The organism is Williamsia sp. z71, assembly GCF_059553375.1.
In genome coordinates, this window is the sequence record NZ_JCANWX010000007.1 from 392,174 (window position 1) to 409,441 (window position 17,268).

Below are 17,268 nucleotides of genomic sequence, written 5' to 3' on the forward strand. Positions count from 1 at the left end.
CCAAAGCCGCTGGCGGCGAGTCTTCGGGGACCTGGTTGAGTGTCTTCGCGAAGTGAATACGTCCGCTGAATCGGGCGCTTTCAAAGTCTTCGTGGACCACGTAAATGCTGTCGGAGACTCTTCTGCAGTCGAAGTATTGTCGATGACCTAAACCGGACCGCTGCAAACTCAGGCCTCCGGTCGGCGTTCGAGAACTGAGCCGCTCGGGTAGTAGCGATCAACGCGGAGTACTAGCGTCTTGGGCGACACTGAGGCACGCGAGCGAGGCTATCGATACCGTTGGCGAAGATGCCATCGAACAGTTCGGCGCGGACCTCGAGGCGCAATCCGCCGAAGCTAAGCGGTTTGTCGAACAGACGTCAACCGACCTGGAGAAAACGACTGGTGTATCCCGCGATGTAGCCCGGCGGCTGGTTCAGGCAACGATTTTCTGTGTCACAAGCGCTCTTCTAGTTTACCTTTCGATCGCAGCGTCGGATGTATTCGCAGAAGTGTCCAAGTACATGACGATCGCTGGAACTGGAACGGGCCAGATCGCCGGCCTAGCCGATCAGCTGCTCTTTGGTCGTCGTTTCGATGATGATGAGTGAGCGCGACTAGGTCAGCGCTATGTGCGGGCTCGTCGACATGGTGGCCCGGGCGCTATGGGCTCAGGGGAACGGCCCGATGTCGGCTGGGTCCACCCCTGACAAACCGGCGATCATCCGCTCGAGACCCCACTCCGGATCCAAAACTTGGAGGGGAGAGGATCTGATCCGGAGCGCGGGTAAGTGGCCGTCGATCCAGAAGCGGATTTGGGCGTGGTGCTCCGATGGCGCGAGCACAGCGACCACGTGGGACCCGCCGAATACGAGACCTCCCGTCTTGCGCCACTCGCGTTCCCACCAGAATTCTTTGCGGCTCGCCGGCGACCACGTTCCCATCTGCTCGATGTATGGCGTTACGCGGAAGATGGATTCTGGGTCTATCGGTGGCCGCTTCTCTACCACCATCGCAGAGTTCAGGGCGCGTGTCCGCCAGTCGTAACCGGGAGTGTGATTGACGTACCAGACGGGATTGCAGTGATTTCGCCTCGCGAAAGCTTTCGTAAAAGCGATACCGAACGGGGCGAACCGCATCTTGCGGTCCTCCGCGAGTTCTCTCGTCATCGTCCACGAGTGCTCAAGTGGTGTCTCCGTGAAGCATACGACTTTTTGCGATTCCAGCACCGTTGAGTCGAGGCTGCCAGCTGCAAGACCGTAGGGAGTCCGCGCCTGTATTAGGCCAGTGCTGAGAATGGACCAAAGCGCATCCATAGCAGATTGCTGCCCTGGAATATCACGAGTGAAGTGCACGAGAAATGTACTCAGATCGCTACGACGGTGGAGCATCTGCTCGATCGATGTTATCGCCGAAGTATGGCCGATTGTGTCGTCGGCCGTCTCCTGCTTCAGCAGTCAGAACCGGATCGGTCGAGACGATTGTGTGTCCGTTGTCGAGCTGAAACAGCGGTGCGGTGTGCAGGACGATGTACGGGCGCGCCGCCATTCGTGGCGCAGCCGCACCCGCCCGTCCGGTGCCAGACGAAGTCTTAACTGCCGCTCTCCAGAATTACGTCGCGCAGCTGGTTACGCGTGACTCGTCCTACTGAAGCACCTTGTGCTTCGTACGCTCGCTCTTCGGATTCCAGCGAGTGAGGGAGAACGGAACCTGGTAGCCGTCCATAGCATGGCTGTGAGCCGTCCGGCGCCCTCGGAAAATCTGGTGCACGATCGTCCGCCGCGCGAGCCGTAATCTCGGGAGTGGACTGTACAAGTTCGGCCTGCTCCCGACAAACTTTAAGTTGTGACAAAGCCCGCTGCGCATCACCCTCAGCTGCCGATGCCTCGGCAACGGCCGTGACTGCTGCTAGTAGTTGGCGCATAAGCACCGTGTACGCGACAACCGGTTTCACGTGATTACCGGTAGTCATCAGCAGAAGCGCCACCCCGCCGAGCCTCACTCTCCCCGCGCGGTTCGGCACCATTTGGTGTGACTGGATGCCGGCCCCACGAGCGAGTGAATCGGCAACGTACGCAAGTGGACCAGGCACCGGCTCGACCCTGGCCGACCACACGGCGAAGACGCCAGCACCCTGGCCAGCGGCACGGGCCCACTCTGCGCGGTCGTCGAGCGGAAGCGACTTGAGGTAGGTCGTCCACCGGCAAAGGCCTCGTTCCGCCTCAGCCAACAATTCTGGCGAAGCAGTACGGCTCACTGGTCCGCGCATCGGCGGCCGCTCGCGCTTCGCACGACGCCACTCAGCAACCGCAGCGAGAGCCGTGACCGGGCTGTCGGGCAACTCTGATCGCAGTCGCGGCAAGGTCAAGTCCTTCGACAGCTGGCCGCCACCGAACCAGATCGGGCGTACAGCGAAATCGCGCTGCCCGTCTACTGTTTTCGGCGCCAACGCAACTGAGTACCCAGTCACTACGTCCTCCGTACCCGCGGCGAACCGGGGCCGGATCAGCATTCCTTCGGCGCGTACTCGTCTAACGAAGTCCGCCTCGTCGACCGCGGCCGACGCGCACGCACGCACATCGCGCGCGAGGGTCATACGGGCCGGCTCGCCACCTTTGCCTGCAGCCTTGTGGCGTTCGGCACGCGAGTATCCCCTACTGGTGATGCCGGAGGCTCGGCCTTCAGTCACGACCAGGCCGTACTTGCGCTCCAACGCCTGGGCTGCGCGTTGACTCTTCTTCCAATCATCCCACAGTGCAACCTTGGTGCCGTCTTCGCGTACACATGTTGCGGCGATGTGGATGTGGTCATTTCCGTTGGCACTCAGACCATGCCGCACTGCCACCCAGCGGGCCGGCGACAGACCATCTTCCGAAAAGCCCATCTCGCGCATGAAGTCGTCGGCAATGTCAGACCACTTATCGTCCGTGATCTGGCCTTCATCGGCTTTCAGCGCCAGCGAACAGTGCCAGACGTTACCGTCCCGCAGGCCGTCCGCGCGCCACTTGCCGTCGTCGCCCATCGTCCGCTTCGGAACCATCACGTTCGTGCCATAGACCCGACGTGGTTGATCAAGCTGCCGTGCCACGTCCCGCGCAGCGTCCATCGACAGTGTGGCGTCGTCATGCCACGCCATGATTGCCGGATCGCCGCCCACAAGGTGAGGATCGGTGTGCTCGTTGGCCTTCCCCGGACCGACAAGGTACTTCATCAGTCCAGTCATCTTCGCGCCACGCGTCACGTTCGGCATCATCGCGCTTCGAAACCGTCCAGTGTCCGTTCCAAACGGTAAGCAGCCCGACGCACCGCAGCCAGCGCAGCGTCGGTGTCCGGTTGAACCTCGCGAGTTGAGTTCGTCGCCTTCGCGATCTGATTAATGTTGTTCGCCAACGACGCCAGCATCCGATACGACGCGAACATCGCGGCTGCGAGATCGGAGCGCTGCGTGGATGTCTCACCTCGAGGAGCCAGTGCCGCCTCGACCAGCAACCGGGGAATCGTCACCCGTGCCGCAGACGCCCGCGCCGCCAGCATGGACTCCTCCCCCGGCGAAACCATCACCTTGTGTGGGATCGAACGACCACCGATCACGTTCTTACGCCGAAACCTTCGGCGTGATGGCAGCTTCGACGGGGCTTGGACTTCCTCTGTCATCGCTACCTCCCTTCGGCCCAGCGCGGCGACTCCAGTAACTGGAGACTAGCACCGTGGTGCGACAGATCCCGGAGCGAAGCGCTCGGGATCTCGACTTAGGGAACCTAACTCTATAGCTTGCTCCGCCCGGGGCAGGAATTCGACGAAGCACGCTGCAAGCAAGGCGAACTCGCCGTCCGCGAACAGGCTCATCGAATCGGAGTTCACCCAGGAACCGGCACCGGTCCGCAACCACGATTCGAAACCCGCTGCACCGCAGACCAAATCATTTCCAATTGGACCAACTGGACGGACAGGGACGTTACCCGACGATCTCATCCGAGAACCGAAAACAGTTGCAGTAAAACAAAACAACACGCCGCGAGTGAACGTTCACGAATCTACTCAACTCGATACCGTGAGTCCATGAATCTATCCGTTCCCGCATCTGAAATTGAAGCACGCATCCGCGACGAGGCAGAGCGCAAGATCGCCGCGGTTCATACCTTGAAGAAGATCCACAAAGAGATCATCGAAGAACGCGAAGCGTTTCTGACTCGTGACTCTGAACGTCGCCGACAGCTGGGCGGCGCACTCGCCCAGGCCAAGAAGGCTGGCTTCTCTGACGCTGAACTCAGCGACTGGCGAGTGGACCCGGTCGGTTCCACCAGGAAGCCGAGGGCGCGCCGCACACAAACCAAGATGCGGGGCAAGGGTCCCGTCAACGGCAGGTCAGCGGAAAAGCCCGACACGACGCCAGCAACGGAACCCGAAGGATCAGCCCCGAACAGGCCAGCAAGTGTGACCGCATAAATTCGTCTGTGCGAATCCAAGGTTGGGGTCCTCAGCGAACACCGCCCGCAGTCTGGGACCAACCAACCCGCAAGCCTGGTCTACTCAGAAGCCCATCGGAGCCGGGCGCCACGCGACACCCGTCTCGCGGACCTCAGCTACGGCGGCAATGAGCGTCCCTACTTCCACCTGACCGCTGGCGTCTGCCCCAGCAGCAGCGAGCAATAGCGGGATGTCGTCGACGCTGATCGTCACAAACGGGCAGGACCTCGGGAACTCGCGGGCGAGGACCCCGAGCGCGACGAGCGCTGCGTCTCCGGCGGAACGATGGGCGTCGCTGTACGTGGGGTTGGCTCCGGCATCGAGGATCCCTTGATCGGGGTGGGTGGCGACGTGGGCGGTGATGCTCCAGCAGATCATGACGTACTCCTGTCGGGTGGCGAGTGTTTTCGCACTGACAAGGATGCCGCGCGGCCCCCAGGCCGCGCGGCAATCGCCCATCCGCAGACCCGTTTCTGTGGATAACTTCCGGGTCTGGGGATAGCGGAATCAGTCGGGTTTCTTCTCGGAGGTCGGGCCGCGCGTGAGCCAGCCGGTGCCGGTGATCCGGTAGCTGTGCTGCGCTCGCGGCCGCCAGCTCGGTGCGGCCGAGTTGCGTGAGAACTCTTCGCCGTCGTCGAAGGTGGCAACGGCCAACCTATGCGCCTTCTTCATCGCCGCAACCATGGTCTCGATGGCTGTCGTATCCATCAGGGCGAACGTGAGCGGTGCGATGGTCAGGCGCACGTACGGCGATACCCTTTGCGTGACTGGATGTGTGAACTGGTCGCGTGCTGCCGCGCCCATCGGTACCCGCGTCCACATCATGGTCGTCTGGACTTCGACGTTGGACTCTGCCATGACTCCGGGCAACCTGTGCAGCTTGCTCATGCCCATTCGAGCCTGTCGGGCGATCGCGAACAGCCCGAGCACGAGCTGTACCTGTTCGCAGCTGGTGAATTGCATCGTCACACCGGGGAACTCCACTTGCAGCATGGCCACGCGGGTTTCGGGTGCCACCACTTTGATTCGACTGCTCTGCTCACCGCACGCGGTGAGGTTGACGTTCGTGACGACGCCGTTTGTCCGCAATGGGAGCGGAGTCGCGTTGTGATCGGGACGGCTCCCCGCAATCCGACGTTGCTCCTTCGAAAACTCTCGCGCTTTGCCTGTGCTCATGGTGACCCTCCCGGCCTCGGTGCGGCAGACCCGCTGTCCGCCAATTTTTTGCCCTTCTGGCGAGGGAGATTTGGGCCGGATAGGAGGACAGAGCACAAGATTCGAGCGGAAAGTTTTTCTGGGAGGCGAAGCCGAGTGCGGGTTGAAAAAGTTTCCGAGCCCATCGGGCCGGAGCGCAGCGGAGTCGAGTCTTGTGCGGCGGACGAAGCCGGCCAGAATCGGAAGGCCAGAAGGGCAAGAATGCAACATCCGGCCGAAGGCCGGTCACAGTGCGCCGGAGGCGCTCCGCGACGAGTGCTGACAGCAGCAGTATCTCCAACATCTTCGCCACCGAGCCTTGTTACCACGCTGCCACAACAGCTGCGCACCAGAAGGTCAGTGCTTCTACACGACACTTAGAAAGCGACAAGACTAACGTCGTGTCTAGAACCCACAAGTCCGCCGCGAGCTAGGTGAATTGCGGTCCTGCCTCCATCATCAGAAATGGCCAATCCGCCGATAATCGGTCACGACTCACAACGCAGTACTCAGCGGCCCTAGGGATCCGTCAGGTCCAAACAAGACCAACTCCGGACCGTGCGATGATCAGCGTATGACTATCTCAGTAGTCCGAGGCGACGTACCGAACGCCCAGCTCGCCGAGCAAATTGTCAGCGAGTTCGAACGTACGATCGATATCGGAACCGCTTACGTCGGCTACCCGGTCCTAGCTGGCATAGACGGACGTATCCCTGTCGACGTGTTGCTTGTCAGTCCGACTGTTGGTCTCTTGGCCGTTACGATCGCCCAGAACCCTCCGCAAAACGCTGACGGGTGGCAACGTTTGGCAGACGATCAAGACCAGATGTACGCAGCCCTCGAAAGCCACCTCAGTCGTTACACGCAGCTTCGACGGGGCCGCAACTTTGCCATACCAATTTCAACATTCACGGTGGTCCCTCCTGGAACATCGGCACCTTCAGAAATCGCTGACGTAATATTCGTAGAGGTGGATGACCTCGGATCCCGGATCCCTTCCACCCCGATCGACCACGCCCTTTACATAGCTCTCGAAAGCGCTCTCCAACGCGTGACTACGATCAAACCTTCTCGAAAGCGTGAAAACGTAACTATCGCAACGTCTCGTGGCGGTATCCTGAAGACAATCGAAAAGGAAATTGCAAATCTAGACCAATGGCAAAAGCAGGCGGCCATCGAAAGTCCGGACGGACCACAGAGAATACGCGGTCTTGCGGGATCTGGAAAAACAATCGTCCTCGCTTTGAAAGCCGCATATTGGCATGTTCAACATCCTGAATGGAAGATTGCTGTCACCTTCCAAAGCCGCGCGCTTTACCAGCAGTTAACAGACCTAGCGACACGCTTCACATTCGCGCACGGAGAAGATGTCGTCGACACGGAATATCTACGAATAATGCATGCCTGGGGCTCCTCTCGCCGCCAGGGAATGTATCAGCAAATGGCCTCGAGTGTAGGTGCACCGCTGCGCGACTTTGGGTATGCGAGACGTACGTACGGAATGGATCGAGCATTTTCCGGCATATGCCGGGAGTTGCTGACATGGTGCGAGCAGAACGAGCCGGCGCCAATATTTGACGCGGTCGTAATTGACGAAGCACAGGATCTACCTGCCGAGTTCTTTCGACTCATCTGGATGTTTACTCGTAACCCAAAAAGAATAGTATGGGCGTACGACGAGTTGCAAATACTTTCCGAGTCCAGCATGCCTTCTATGATCGACATGTTCGGCAGCAACAACGAAGGAAAGCCTGTCATTGAACTCAGAAATGATGCAGGCAAGGCGAGGCAGGACATTGTGTTGCCTGTTTGCTACCGAAATACGCCATGGGCGCTAACAATTGCGCATGCACTCGGCTTCGGAATCTACCGCGACGGCGGCCTAGTCCAACACTTTGACAACCCACAACTATGGGAAGAAATCGGTTACGAGGTCACCAGTGGCGACCTCAGGCTCGGAGAAGCAGTCACGCTCCGTCGAGGAAAAAAGAATAGCCCCGCGTTTTTTGGCAACCTTCTAGAGCCCCGCGACGCCGCGATCAGCCATAGGTTCGCCACCACTTCTGAACAAGACCTGTGGATATCCTCCGAAATCAAGAAAAACCTCACGGAGGACGAACTAGAAATCGACGACATTCTGATCGTCCTGCCCAACACGTATACCGCGAAGTCCCGCTTCAGTTCATTACGAGCGGCTCTGGCAACCCACGGTCTTTCATGTCATATGCCGGGTCACACATCCGACATAGACTCGATATTCGAACCTAATTCAGTTGCAGTTACTCACATTTATCGCGCAAAAGGCAATGAAGCCGCGATGGTGTACGTAGTGGACTGCGAGTATGCAAACGGCGGCACGAACCGAGTTACACGTAGGAACACAATTTTTACCGCGCTCACAAGAAGCCGCGCCTGGCTCAGAATAACTGGAGTTGGTGATAACTTCTTGGCGCTACAGAACGAAATAAATGCCGTTTACGAGAACGACTACCAACTTAAGTTCTCACTTCCGACTCGCGACGCTCTCGAGCATCTCCGAACTGTAAATAAAGAGCGAAGCCGAAGCGAAGTAGAAGCAGACAAGGTGCTTGCAGAATTTGAAGATGTTTTGCAAAGAATCAATCGCGGCTCCCTAACCTTTGACGACTTAACTCCTCAACAGAAAACGCTACTTGGCAAACTTATGGAGAGACAAGCCGGTGTCAAAAACGACCCTTTCGAATGAAACAGTCCGTCGTGATATTGACGAGTTGCTTACATATCTCGTTGACTCTAACCTCGCTTACATCGTAAATCCCATCTCGATCACGGGATCGGCCCGCGTCAGGGTAAGTTGGCAAGAACCAACGAAGAAGTCCGCTCCGCTGTTTCACCACGACCGGCACACCAAGTTCGATGACTACATTTCGTGGATCGAACAGGGTTCGTACTCCGCACTAATGATGGATGGATCGCTTCTGCAAATTACCTATTGGATTGAGGACGGGGACGTCGCAGGCCATCGGCTAGCTTTCGTTCCCGCCCCTGTCCCTGTGGACGACGAGATACTCCAAGAATTCGGCATGCTTGAGTATCTAACCGAGATGCCGTTCAGTGCCCAGGAAGTATCTCTGAGCTCTCCAATCCGGTTTGATTTCGATCCGGCAGCTGCCAGCGTAGAACATCCAAAGAGCCACCTGACCGTAAGTGGAGTTCATTGCAGGATCCCATGTCGCACCTGGCTACCTCTCGGCGAGTTCGTCCGGTTCGTATTCCAGAACTTCTACCCCACGCAGTGGGCTGTCCACACAAAGCTCCGCGAACTCAAGACTTCGAGAGGGCCGACCAGTGGCATAAGCCTCGATCCAGCACATGCGGATAGAATCCATATCTCATGGTAGTCATCTGAGCACGCTTGATCATGTAGTATTCGTGAGATCTATCCCCTTGATGGCTAGGGCCCGAGCTACAGTTCATACCGGCGATTCGCAACGAGCGATACAGTCGGATTCGGCCACATCGAGGCGATTTCATTGATCAAGCCAGTATCCTGACACCGTGATCGAAGCAGTTGTGTTTGATGTCGGTGAGTGCCTCGTCGACGAGACCCGCGAGTACGGGACCTGGGCGGACTGGCTGGGAGTGCCCCGCCACACCTTCGTGTCTGTGTTCGGGGCAACTATCGCATCAGGCAAGGACTACCGCGAGACCTTCCAGGTATTCCAGCCAGGCTTCGACCTGGCCACCGCCCGCCAAGAGCGCGCGGACGCAGGCAAGCCGGAGTGGTTTGGTGAGGACGATCTGTACAGCGATGTTCGACCCGCGCTCAGCAAACTCCGCGAAATCGGCGTGTGGGTCGGCATCGCCGGCAACCAAACCGTCCGCGCCGGCGGGATCCTTCGACACCTCGACCTACCCACCGATTTCATTGCCACATCAGATGATTGGGGTGTCCAGAAGCCAGACGTGGCGTTCTTCGAGCGCCTCATCGAAGAGTCGCCGGTTCCTGCCGACCAGATCCTCTACGTCGGCGACCGCATCGATAACGACATCACACCCGCCAAAAAGGCCGGCCTCAAGACTGCCTACATCCGGCGTGGCCCCTGGGGGTGGATCCTTCGCGACAAGCCAGAAGTCGCCGAACTCTCAGACTGGCGGATCGACAGCCTCAATGAACTTCCCGGTATCGTCGCGGCCGAGAACGGTGAATCGAACTAGCCCACAAGCGAGTTGACGGTGGTGTGCCAGTCGTAGAGACGCTCGTCGAGTGTGCGGACTGCCGGCAACGACTCCCACTCACGGAGCGACTGCCGGACCGCTTTGACTCGTTCCATCGCTGTCGCGTACCAGTTCTGCCCAAGCTGATCCAGCGCCGACGACAGATACTCACATGCCTTCTCGGGTGACTTTTCGATGACCGCGGCAGCGGCGAGATCGGCCAAGATGATCGAGCGCTGTTTGACTGCTTCATCAGGCAGGTCCCGGAGCACGCCCTCGAGGGTTTCGCGGGCGTCACGGCCCTGGCCTGCAACCATCAGAGTGTTCCCCTTGAAGCCAGCGAGCCGAGCTTCCGAGAACCAGTCGAACCACACCGGTGACGGTCGATCGTCGACCTCAACAAACTGCTGCTCAGCATGATGAATGAGTCCGAGGGCACGACGGGTGTCCCCGAACCTGGTCTCAATCTCAGCTTCGACCGCGTCGAGCCAAGCGATCATCATCGAGTTCGCGGCACCCCGGCGCGCGAACGCGCGCGCAGCACGAATACGGTCCCGCGCCTCTTCGGCACGTGCACTGTCGCCCGAGAACGCCGGCGCGAACGACATGTGCGCCAGCGCCGCGGCGCCTAACAACGAATCGTCCGACTCGTGCGCTGCCTGCAGCGCGAGCACAAAACTGCGTTGTGCGAGGTCTGGCTTCTGGAGGTCGAAGAACTCGAGGCGACCTGCGAGCAAACTCGATTCCGAAACAGCCGACGCGAGAATCTGTTTCGCGGACGCAGCGGCCTGGTCGACCAGGTCTGCGCCCAAGAGTGCATGCTCAGCGACTGCCCGATGGATGCGTACTGCGGGCAAGGACCAATAGAGCCGCCGATGAGCGACGGTCACCGCCATGTAGTCGGCAGCCACTGAGGCCGGCAATAAAGGTCCGGACTGGCCAATCCTTGGATGTACTGCTCCCCCGCTCGACTCAGTCCGTCGTTGTGGCGTGTAGCCCGCATCGGACTCGTCCGACCACGGCGGAGTGAATCCAAGTTCGGTGATCGGGCGCTGAAAGACAGCTTCCAAGGCGGCAGCATGGTCGGGATGCGGCCACGGCGGTGTCGCCGACTCCCAGCGCCGAACAGTGCGCGCGGTGACCGAGATACGCAGGCCAGCATCGCGAGCTGCATTCGTCACCGCCTCAGCGAGAGCAGCCTGCGACCGCAGACCAAGACTCTGGCGGGCGGCGCGGAGGCGTGCATTACCGGGCGTTGTCATACCTCGATGCTAGGCGCTTAGCGGACGCCTGTCACGAGGCTCTGGATCAATATGTCCTCCCAATGTCCCCTATTACGTCCTTTTCTGCGCAACGAAACTGGCTGATCATTCGTACGAGAGCGACGAATAGAACGAGTAGACCGACCCGGCCCGACCGACGACTCCCCACCACCTGAAGTCACATATCGACGGACGACAAGCACCTGAACCACGTGCAGGACAGGACAAGACATGAGGAAGCAGCAGACCACCAACGGCATAACACCAGGCGAATGGGGCCTTCCGGTCGTCGACAATGATGCCAACGACCTGGACCAGCACTTCGAACAGACTGCTCGCGACGGTGCCGCCGGAACCTTCGGCCCCGAACCAGCCAGCCCGCTCCCCTTGCTCGATGCGCTCGCGCAGGAAGCGCGGCTCCACACCAAACTGCACCAACGGCTCGCGGACTGGGCCGGCCAGCTGACAGCAGATCCCACCCTGCGCGATACCCACTATCGAGATGTTGAAGACGCGCTGAACCATGCGTGCGCCGTGGAACGGGCTGAAGCGGCAGCGACGGCCTTCAGCGTTGTCGCCCATCACGCCCAAGCTTTGTCCGACACCCTCCAGCTCGCGCAGGACTACATCGCCAGCCTCTACCACGCTGGCACCGAGCGGCGCCCCAGTCGCCAGAACCGAAGCGCATGAACAACACCGGCGCCGCCCGACCCTTGCAGGCAGCAACCTACTGCGCCATCGGCACCACAGTCGCCATCGCTGGTGGTGCATTCGTCCTCTCGTTCGCCGCACTCGAGGATCTCGCCGTGCAGGCCGGCCAACCTCAAGAACTCGCGTGGATCTGGCCCGTCATCGTGGACGGCGCCATTCTCCAATCCACGATCAGTGTCGTGGCTCTCGCGCCACGCACTGGCGCACAGTCCGCACGTCGATTCTTCTGGGTGGTGCTGACGGTCGCCGCATGGGTGTCTGTGGCCGGAAACGCCCTGCACGCAGCGGTATCCACCGCCCGAACTCTGGCGCCACTGATCGGCGCCGCGGTCGCCACCGTCGCGCCAGTGAGCCTGCTCGCAGCGACACACGGACTGTCACTCCTGGTCGGTACCCCAATAGCCGCTCCACACGACGGCGCCATCAAAACCACCACACCAGCGGAACTGGCGCGCGCCGACGACGATCCGGAGACCGACGACAAACCCAGCGCCGCGCAAACCTCACCAGCTCCAACTCTGGACACCGAAAAGGTCGGTGTCTTAACGGGCTCGGGCGCGCCGACCCTCGCAGTGACACTCAAGGACGCTGGCTGGTCCAACCGGCGCATCGGCCTCCACCTCGGGGTGCACCACAAGACCGTCGGCCGCATGCTCGCCAAAGCAGCCACGCCGAACACCACCGACCTCGGGATCACCCAGCTTCGGGAACTCCCTGCAGACACGCCCATCAACGAAGGAAACAGCCATGCGCAACACCGATAACGACCGAGACATGCTTACCGCCAACGAAGTCCGCGACCTCACCGGCATCCCGGTCTCGACACTTCACGACTGGGCAGCCAAGCGCGAACGAGGCATCAACGCACCCGGACCACACCACCTACGCCTGAGCGACCGCCACCGCAGGTGGACCCGCATCGACGTGCTCGAGTGGCTCGAATCCACTCGCGTGTGACCCACGGCCATGAGCTGGAAAGCCGTCGACTGGGCCACCGACGCCCACGTGGGTTCCCCAGTCCTCAAACTGATCCTGATCCTGCTGGCCAACAAAGCCGACGAACACTTCTCCTGCTACCCCTCAATCCGCACCCTGATGACCGAATCAGGCGCCGGCAGAAGCACAGTCCTACGCGCCCTGAACACCCTCGAAACCGGCGGCTACCTCACCCGACGCGCCCAGTTCCACACCTCCGGAGCCCAACGATCAAGCCGCTACTACCTCAACCATCCCGACGCGTCACAAGACGATTCCGACCCCAGTCCCGAATTGACACTCCCCCGCCCCGAAGTGGGACGGCCCCCATCCCAGAGACAGACCGGGGGCGTGTCAGAACGACACCCCCCGAGAGACCCAGAGCAGGACCCCTTGAACCCTCCAACAGAACCCCCATCCGAACCACGACCCCTCGACGACGCCGACCGCGTCTTCAACGCACTCCCAGCACCATGGACGGTCGGACGCACAGACCGGCAACGGCTCTCGCCGGCAATCTTCGCCGCGCTCGCCGGCGGTTGGACCACCAGGGCACTGGTCGAGCATCTGGCGCGGAATCCCGACGGCGTTCGCTACCCAGTACAGGTACTCGCCTCACGACTCGCGGATCTTGCTGGGCCACCGAATAATCGGCGCGTCATCGGCCAGGCACTGCAGCCCTGGTGCGGCGAATGCGAAGACGACCGCTCACGCACCATCACAGTCCAACAACCCGACGGGTCCGAGGCCGCGACGTTCTGCCCTAGATGCAGTCCACAAGCCACCAGACACCTACGGAACGAGGAGTCCAGACGCGAAGGTGCTGCCGACGCCAACTTGACCACCATTGCGAGGAGCCGCGCCAGCTCAACGTGTGATGGCCCGAAATCGAAAAGCGGGTCCGCCGAATGAGCTCCCAGAGCCGGTTGCTTAGCAACGAACTCCTCACCGCAGCAGTCGACCGCGTCAACTTCCTGATGACAACTCAAAACTCTTCGCGGTGGACAGCCACCATTGAGGTCTCGCGAGGCCTGGGAATCCATCCCAGCTCCCTGCGCAAATGGTGCGCCCACGCCGATCCGCCTGCAACCAGTTCGATCGGGTCAACAGAAAACTCTACCGAAAAGCCCGATCCGGTTGGTAGAGAACGACGCAAGTGACACGCTTCAGTCAGCCCATCCGGGCATTTTCAATGAGCCCCGTCCACACTACCCATCGCGCCCTACCGCGCGACTTCATTGCCGGTCTTGGCTCCCACCTGCCAGCTTTGTTCGAACCCTTCATGCCTGTCAGCTCCGGTCCAAAAGTGCGCCGCTGTGCCGGGCTGGTTTACCCTGCTGCCTTTTGGACCGCAGCACGCCAGGCGTCAGCCCACGCCGACCCATGCCACTTCAGCCGACAATGCCATAGGAAGCACCTTCGCGACCTCACCCCCGAGGGCTTGCACCTCGCAGGGCCACCGCTGCGGTGGTCGACGCGCGTCCAATTCTCTTGCTAGTCATCGGTCACTCAGGACATGGCTCGAGCATCTGGAGCGGGCTCCCCGAAGGACGTGCGCTCACGTGATTTGCCAGGCGGCCGGTACCATTCATGGTTCAGAGTGCTTTGAGTTCCTCGATGATCAGGCCGACCGACTTCTTGGCATCGCCGAAGAGCATCGAGGTACCCGGTGCGGTGAACAACGGGTTGTCGATACCGGCATACCCGGAGGCCATACCGCGTTTGAGGACGATCACCGAACGGGACTGATCGACGTTGAGGATCGGCATCCCGTGGATCGGGGACGACGGATCGTTACGCGCGGCGGGGTTGGTGACGTCGTTGGCGCCGATGACCAGGGTGACATCGGTACGGGCGAACTCGCCGTTGATGTCGTCCATTTCCTTCATCGCGTCGTACTCGACATCAGCCTCGGCCAGCAGCACATTCATGTGTCCGGGCATCCGGCCGGCGACCGGGTGAATGGCGTACTTCACCTCGACGCCCTTCTCCTCCAAGATGCTCGCCATGTCCTTGACCGCATGCTGCGCCTGCGCGACCGCCAACCCGTAACCGGGGACCACGATCACCTGCGAGGCATAGGCCATCTGAATCGCGGCATCAGCGGCACTGGTGGCCTTGACGGTGCCCTGCTCACCGGCCGGGCCGGCAGCCCCGGCCGCACCGCCACCACCGAACGATCCGAACACGATCGCCGGGATCGACCGGTTCATCGCGGTGGCCATCAGGTTGGTCAGGATCGAACCCGAGGCGCCGACGATCATGCCGGCCACGATCATCGCGGTGTTGTTGAGCGCCAAACCTGCTGCCGCAGCGGACAGGCCGGTCAACGCGTTGAGCAGTGAGATGACCACCGGCATATCCGCGCCACCGATCGGCAACACCACAAACAAGCCCATAATCCCGGCGGCGACGAGCACCAGCACGATCCACCACTGCGAGGAACCCTCACCCGGGCTGGCGTTGACACCGATGAACACACACGCCGCGATCGCCACCGCCAGCAGCACGATGTTCGCGATCTGGAACACCTTGGCGTTGCGGACGAATGCCTTCTCGACGTTCTTGTTCATCAGCTCTTGCAGCTTGAGGAACGCGATCAGCGAACCCCAGAACGAGACCGAACCGATGATCGCCGCGAACAGCGACCCGATCACGATGTGGATGGTCGGGGATTCACCGTGCTTGAACTCGGAAAACCCTGCGGTCTCGATGAACTCGGCCCACGCGATCAACGCGACCGTGCCGCCACCGACACCGTTGAACAACGCGACCAGCTGCGGCATCGCGGTCATCTTGGTGCGCTTGGCCGGCGGCACACCCAAGATCACACCGATCGCCAGACCGGCCACGATCAAAATCCAGTTGATCGCATAGGTGTCGCGGATCTCGATCAGCGTGGCGATCACCGCCAAACCCATACCGGCAGCAGCAATCCAGTTGCCGCGCACCGCGGTCTTGGGTCCGGTCAGACCCGACAAACCCAGAATGAACAGCGAGAACGCGACGATATAAAGAATGTTGACCAGGTTGTTCACTTGTCAGCTCCCTGCGATGCGGCCGGCGCCTTTTTGCCCTTGAACATTCCCAGCATCCGGTCGGTGACCAAGAACCCACCAACGACGTTGAGGGTGCCGAAGATCAACGCGACGAACGCGATGATCCGCACACCCCACGGGGCATCATCGGGCAAACGGCCCAACACGACCAACGCACCGAGCACCACCACACCGTGAATGGCGTTGGTACCCGACATCAACGGTGTGTGCAGGGTGTTGGGCACCTTGGAGATGACGGCGAAGCCAACAAATCCGGCCAGTACAAGAATCGCGATATTCGCGAGAAGACCCGAATACATATCAGGCACCTGCCTTCCCGGCTCCAGCCGAATTGGTTGTCACTGGTTCGCGGGTGACACAGGCCGCGGCGAGGATTTCATCATCGAAATCCGGGACGATCTTGCCGCCCTCATCGAGCATCAACTCGATCAACGCAAGAATGTTCTTCGAATACAGCTCCGAGGCATGCTCGGGCATACCCGCCGGAAGATTCAACGGCGAGCAGATCATCACGTCATGACGGATGACTTCCTGGCCCGGCTCGGTCAACTCACAGTTACCACCGGTCTCACCGGCCAGATCGACCACCACACTGCCGGGCTTCATGCCCTGCACCGCCGCCGCGGTCACCAGACGCGGCGCCGGGCGACCCGGCACCAACGCGGTCGTGATGACCACGTCAAAACCCTTGATCGCGTTTTCCAGAGCCTGCTGTTGTTGTGCGCGTTCGTCTTCGGTCAACTCGCGGGCGTATCCACCCTCACCGGCGGCGTCGATCCCCAGATCGAGCCACTGCCCGCCGACGGACTTGACCTGCTCGGCCACCTCCGGACGCACGTCGTAACCGGTGGTCCGCGCACCCAGACGCTTGGCCGTGGCCAGCGCCTGCAGCCCGGCCACACCCACACCGAGCACCAAGACCGTGGCCGGCTTCACCGTCCCGGCAGCAGTGGTCAACATCGGGAAAAACCGGGTCGAGCGTTCAGCCGCCAAGATCACCGCCTTATAGCCGGCGACGTTGGCCTGCGAGGACAACGCATCCATCGACTGAGCCCGCGAGATACGTGGAATCGCCTCGACAGCGAAGGCCTGCACACCCGCCGACTTCAAAGCGCCGATCTGATTCTGCGCATCACGCGGATTCAGAAAACCGATCAACGACGAACCCGACGACAACTTCCCGATCTCGGCATCGGTGGGCGGGGCAACCTTCACAACCACCTCAGCCGACCACGGATCGCCGATCGACGCACCGGCCTCGACATACAACTCATCAGGAATCAACGCACCCAAACCCGCGCCCGACTCCACGATCACCGGCACACCCTTGTTCACCAAAGCGGCCGCGACCTTCGGAACCAGCGCGACTCGGCGTTCCCCCGCCGCCGTTTCGCGCACAACACCCACACTCATTTCAAGCTCCC

At 60.7% G+C, this 17,268-nt stretch carries 17 protein-coding genes; 8 read left to right on the top strand and 9 right to left on the bottom strand.

Translation table 11 applies throughout. From position 1 onward, the window contains the following. Window positions 1-650: 650 nt before the first annotated feature. The 3 genes from AC51GR_RS19100 to mobC all read right to left on the bottom strand — a co-directional run bounded on the left by AC51GR_RS19100 (window position 651) and on the right by mobC (window position 3,633). The gene (locus AC51GR_RS19100) at window positions 651-1,334 is read right to left on the bottom strand and encodes a hypothetical protein (protein ID WP_496326213.1); all 684 of its coding nucleotides are present in this window, start codon (window positions 1,332-1,334) and stop codon (window positions 651-653) included. Window positions 1,335-1,570: 236 nt separating this feature from the next. After that, window positions 1,571-3,232 carry a relaxase/mobilization nuclease domain-containing protein gene (locus AC51GR_RS19105; RefSeq protein ID WP_496326214.1) on the bottom strand — a complete coding sequence of 554 codons (1,662 nt, stop codon included), beginning with the start codon at window positions 3,230-3,232 and terminating at the stop codon, window positions 1,571-1,573. Then, complete coding sequence (gene mobC / locus AC51GR_RS19110) at window positions 3,229-3,633, bottom strand: plasmid mobilization relaxosome protein MobC (RefSeq protein WP_496326215.1); 405 nt, start codon at window positions 3,631-3,633, stop codon at window positions 3,229-3,231. Before mobC ends, AC51GR_RS19105 begins: the two co-directional genes overlap by 4 nt. A 405-nt stretch (window positions 3,634-4,038) precedes the next feature. On the opposite strand from mobC, the gene AC51GR_RS19115 reads away from it, so the two are divergent. Beyond that, complete coding sequence (locus tag AC51GR_RS19115; RefSeq protein WP_496326216.1) at window positions 4,039-4,425, top strand: hypothetical protein; 387 nt, start codon at window positions 4,039-4,041, stop codon at window positions 4,423-4,425. Between the two features lie 84 nt (window positions 4,426-4,509). Here AC51GR_RS19115 and AC51GR_RS19120 read toward each other — a convergent pair whose 3' ends face one another. Further along, a complete protein-coding gene (locus AC51GR_RS19120; protein WP_496326217.1) occupies window positions 4,510-4,824 on the bottom strand; it encodes a hypothetical protein in 315 nt (104 codons plus the stop codon). A 129-nt stretch (window positions 4,825-4,953) separates the two neighbouring features. After that, complete coding sequence (locus tag AC51GR_RS19125; RefSeq protein WP_496326218.1) at window positions 4,954-5,622, bottom strand: hypothetical protein; 669 nt, start codon at window positions 5,620-5,622, stop codon at window positions 4,954-4,956. 592 nt (window positions 5,623-6,214) lie between these two features. Here AC51GR_RS19125 and AC51GR_RS19130 point away from each other — a divergent pair. The 3 genes from AC51GR_RS19130 (at window position 6,215) to AC51GR_RS19140 (ending at window position 9,837) form a co-directional block, all read left to right on the top strand. Then, window positions 6,215-8,365, top strand: coding sequence for a DEAD/DEAH box helicase (locus AC51GR_RS19130; RefSeq protein ID WP_496326219.1), 2,151 nt, complete (start codon window positions 6,215-6,217; stop codon window positions 8,363-8,365). Further along, the gene (locus AC51GR_RS19135) at window positions 8,340-9,020 is read left to right on the top strand and encodes a DUF2290 domain-containing protein (RefSeq protein WP_496326220.1); all 681 of its coding nucleotides are present in this window, start codon (window positions 8,340-8,342) and stop codon (window positions 9,018-9,020) included. The genes AC51GR_RS19130 and AC51GR_RS19135 overlap by 26 nt, the downstream gene beginning before the upstream one ends. Window positions 9,021-9,177: 157 nt before the next feature. Then, window positions 9,178-9,837, top strand: a complete 660-nt coding sequence (locus AC51GR_RS19140; protein WP_496326221.1) for an HAD family hydrolase — start codon at window positions 9,178-9,180, stop codon at window positions 9,835-9,837. On the opposite strand, the gene AC51GR_RS19145 is transcribed toward AC51GR_RS19140, so the two are convergent. Further along, window positions 9,834-11,099, bottom strand: coding sequence for a helix-turn-helix domain-containing protein (locus AC51GR_RS19145; protein WP_496326222.1), 1,266 nt, complete (start codon window positions 11,097-11,099; stop codon window positions 9,834-9,836). The two genes, AC51GR_RS19140 and AC51GR_RS19145, sit on opposite strands and share 4 nt — an antisense overlap. Before the next feature lie 231 nt (window positions 11,100-11,330). Between AC51GR_RS19145 and AC51GR_RS19150 the strand changes: the two genes are divergently transcribed. The 4 genes from AC51GR_RS19150 to AC51GR_RS19165 are packed head-to-tail and all read left to right on the top strand — an operon-like array spanning window position 11,331 to window position 13,697. Next, entirely contained in the window at window positions 11,331-11,789 is a 459-nt protein-coding gene (locus AC51GR_RS19150; RefSeq protein ID WP_496326223.1) for a hypothetical protein, read from the top strand. Then, window positions 11,786-12,574 carry a DUF2637 domain-containing protein gene (locus tag AC51GR_RS19155; protein WP_496326224.1) on the top strand — a complete coding sequence of 263 codons (789 nt, stop codon included), beginning with the start codon at window positions 11,786-11,788 and terminating at the stop codon, window positions 12,572-12,574. Before AC51GR_RS19150 ends, AC51GR_RS19155 begins: the two co-directional genes overlap by 4 nt. Further along, window positions 12,558-12,767, top strand: coding sequence for a helix-turn-helix transcriptional regulator (locus AC51GR_RS19160; protein ID WP_496326225.1), 210 nt, complete (start codon window positions 12,558-12,560; stop codon window positions 12,765-12,767). Before AC51GR_RS19155 ends, AC51GR_RS19160 begins: the two co-directional genes overlap by 17 nt. A 9-nt stretch (window positions 12,768-12,776) precedes the next feature. Then, window positions 12,777-13,697, top strand: a complete 921-nt coding sequence (locus AC51GR_RS19165; RefSeq protein ID WP_496326226.1) for a helix-turn-helix domain-containing protein — start codon at window positions 12,777-12,779, stop codon at window positions 13,695-13,697. A gap of 683 nt (window positions 13,698-14,380) precedes the next feature. Here AC51GR_RS19165 and AC51GR_RS19170 read toward each other — a convergent pair. The 3 genes from AC51GR_RS19170 to AC51GR_RS19180 are packed head-to-tail and all read right to left on the bottom strand — an operon-like array spanning window position 14,381 to window position 17,257. Next, window positions 14,381-15,823, bottom strand: a complete 1,443-nt coding sequence (locus tag AC51GR_RS19170; protein WP_496326227.1) for an NAD(P)(+) transhydrogenase (Re/Si-specific) subunit beta — start codon at window positions 15,821-15,823, stop codon at window positions 14,381-14,383. Next, complete coding sequence (locus AC51GR_RS19175; RefSeq protein WP_496324121.1) at window positions 15,820-16,143, bottom strand: NAD(P) transhydrogenase subunit alpha part 2; 324 nt, start codon at window positions 16,141-16,143, stop codon at window positions 15,820-15,822. Before AC51GR_RS19175 ends, AC51GR_RS19170 begins: the two co-directional genes overlap by 4 nt. A 1-nt stretch (window position 16,144) precedes the next feature. Beyond that, complete coding sequence (locus AC51GR_RS19180; RefSeq protein ID WP_496324122.1) at window positions 16,145-17,257, bottom strand: Re/Si-specific NAD(P)(+) transhydrogenase subunit alpha; 1,113 nt, start codon at window positions 17,255-17,257, stop codon at window positions 16,145-16,147. Between the last annotated feature and the right edge of the window lie 11 nt (window positions 17,258-17,268).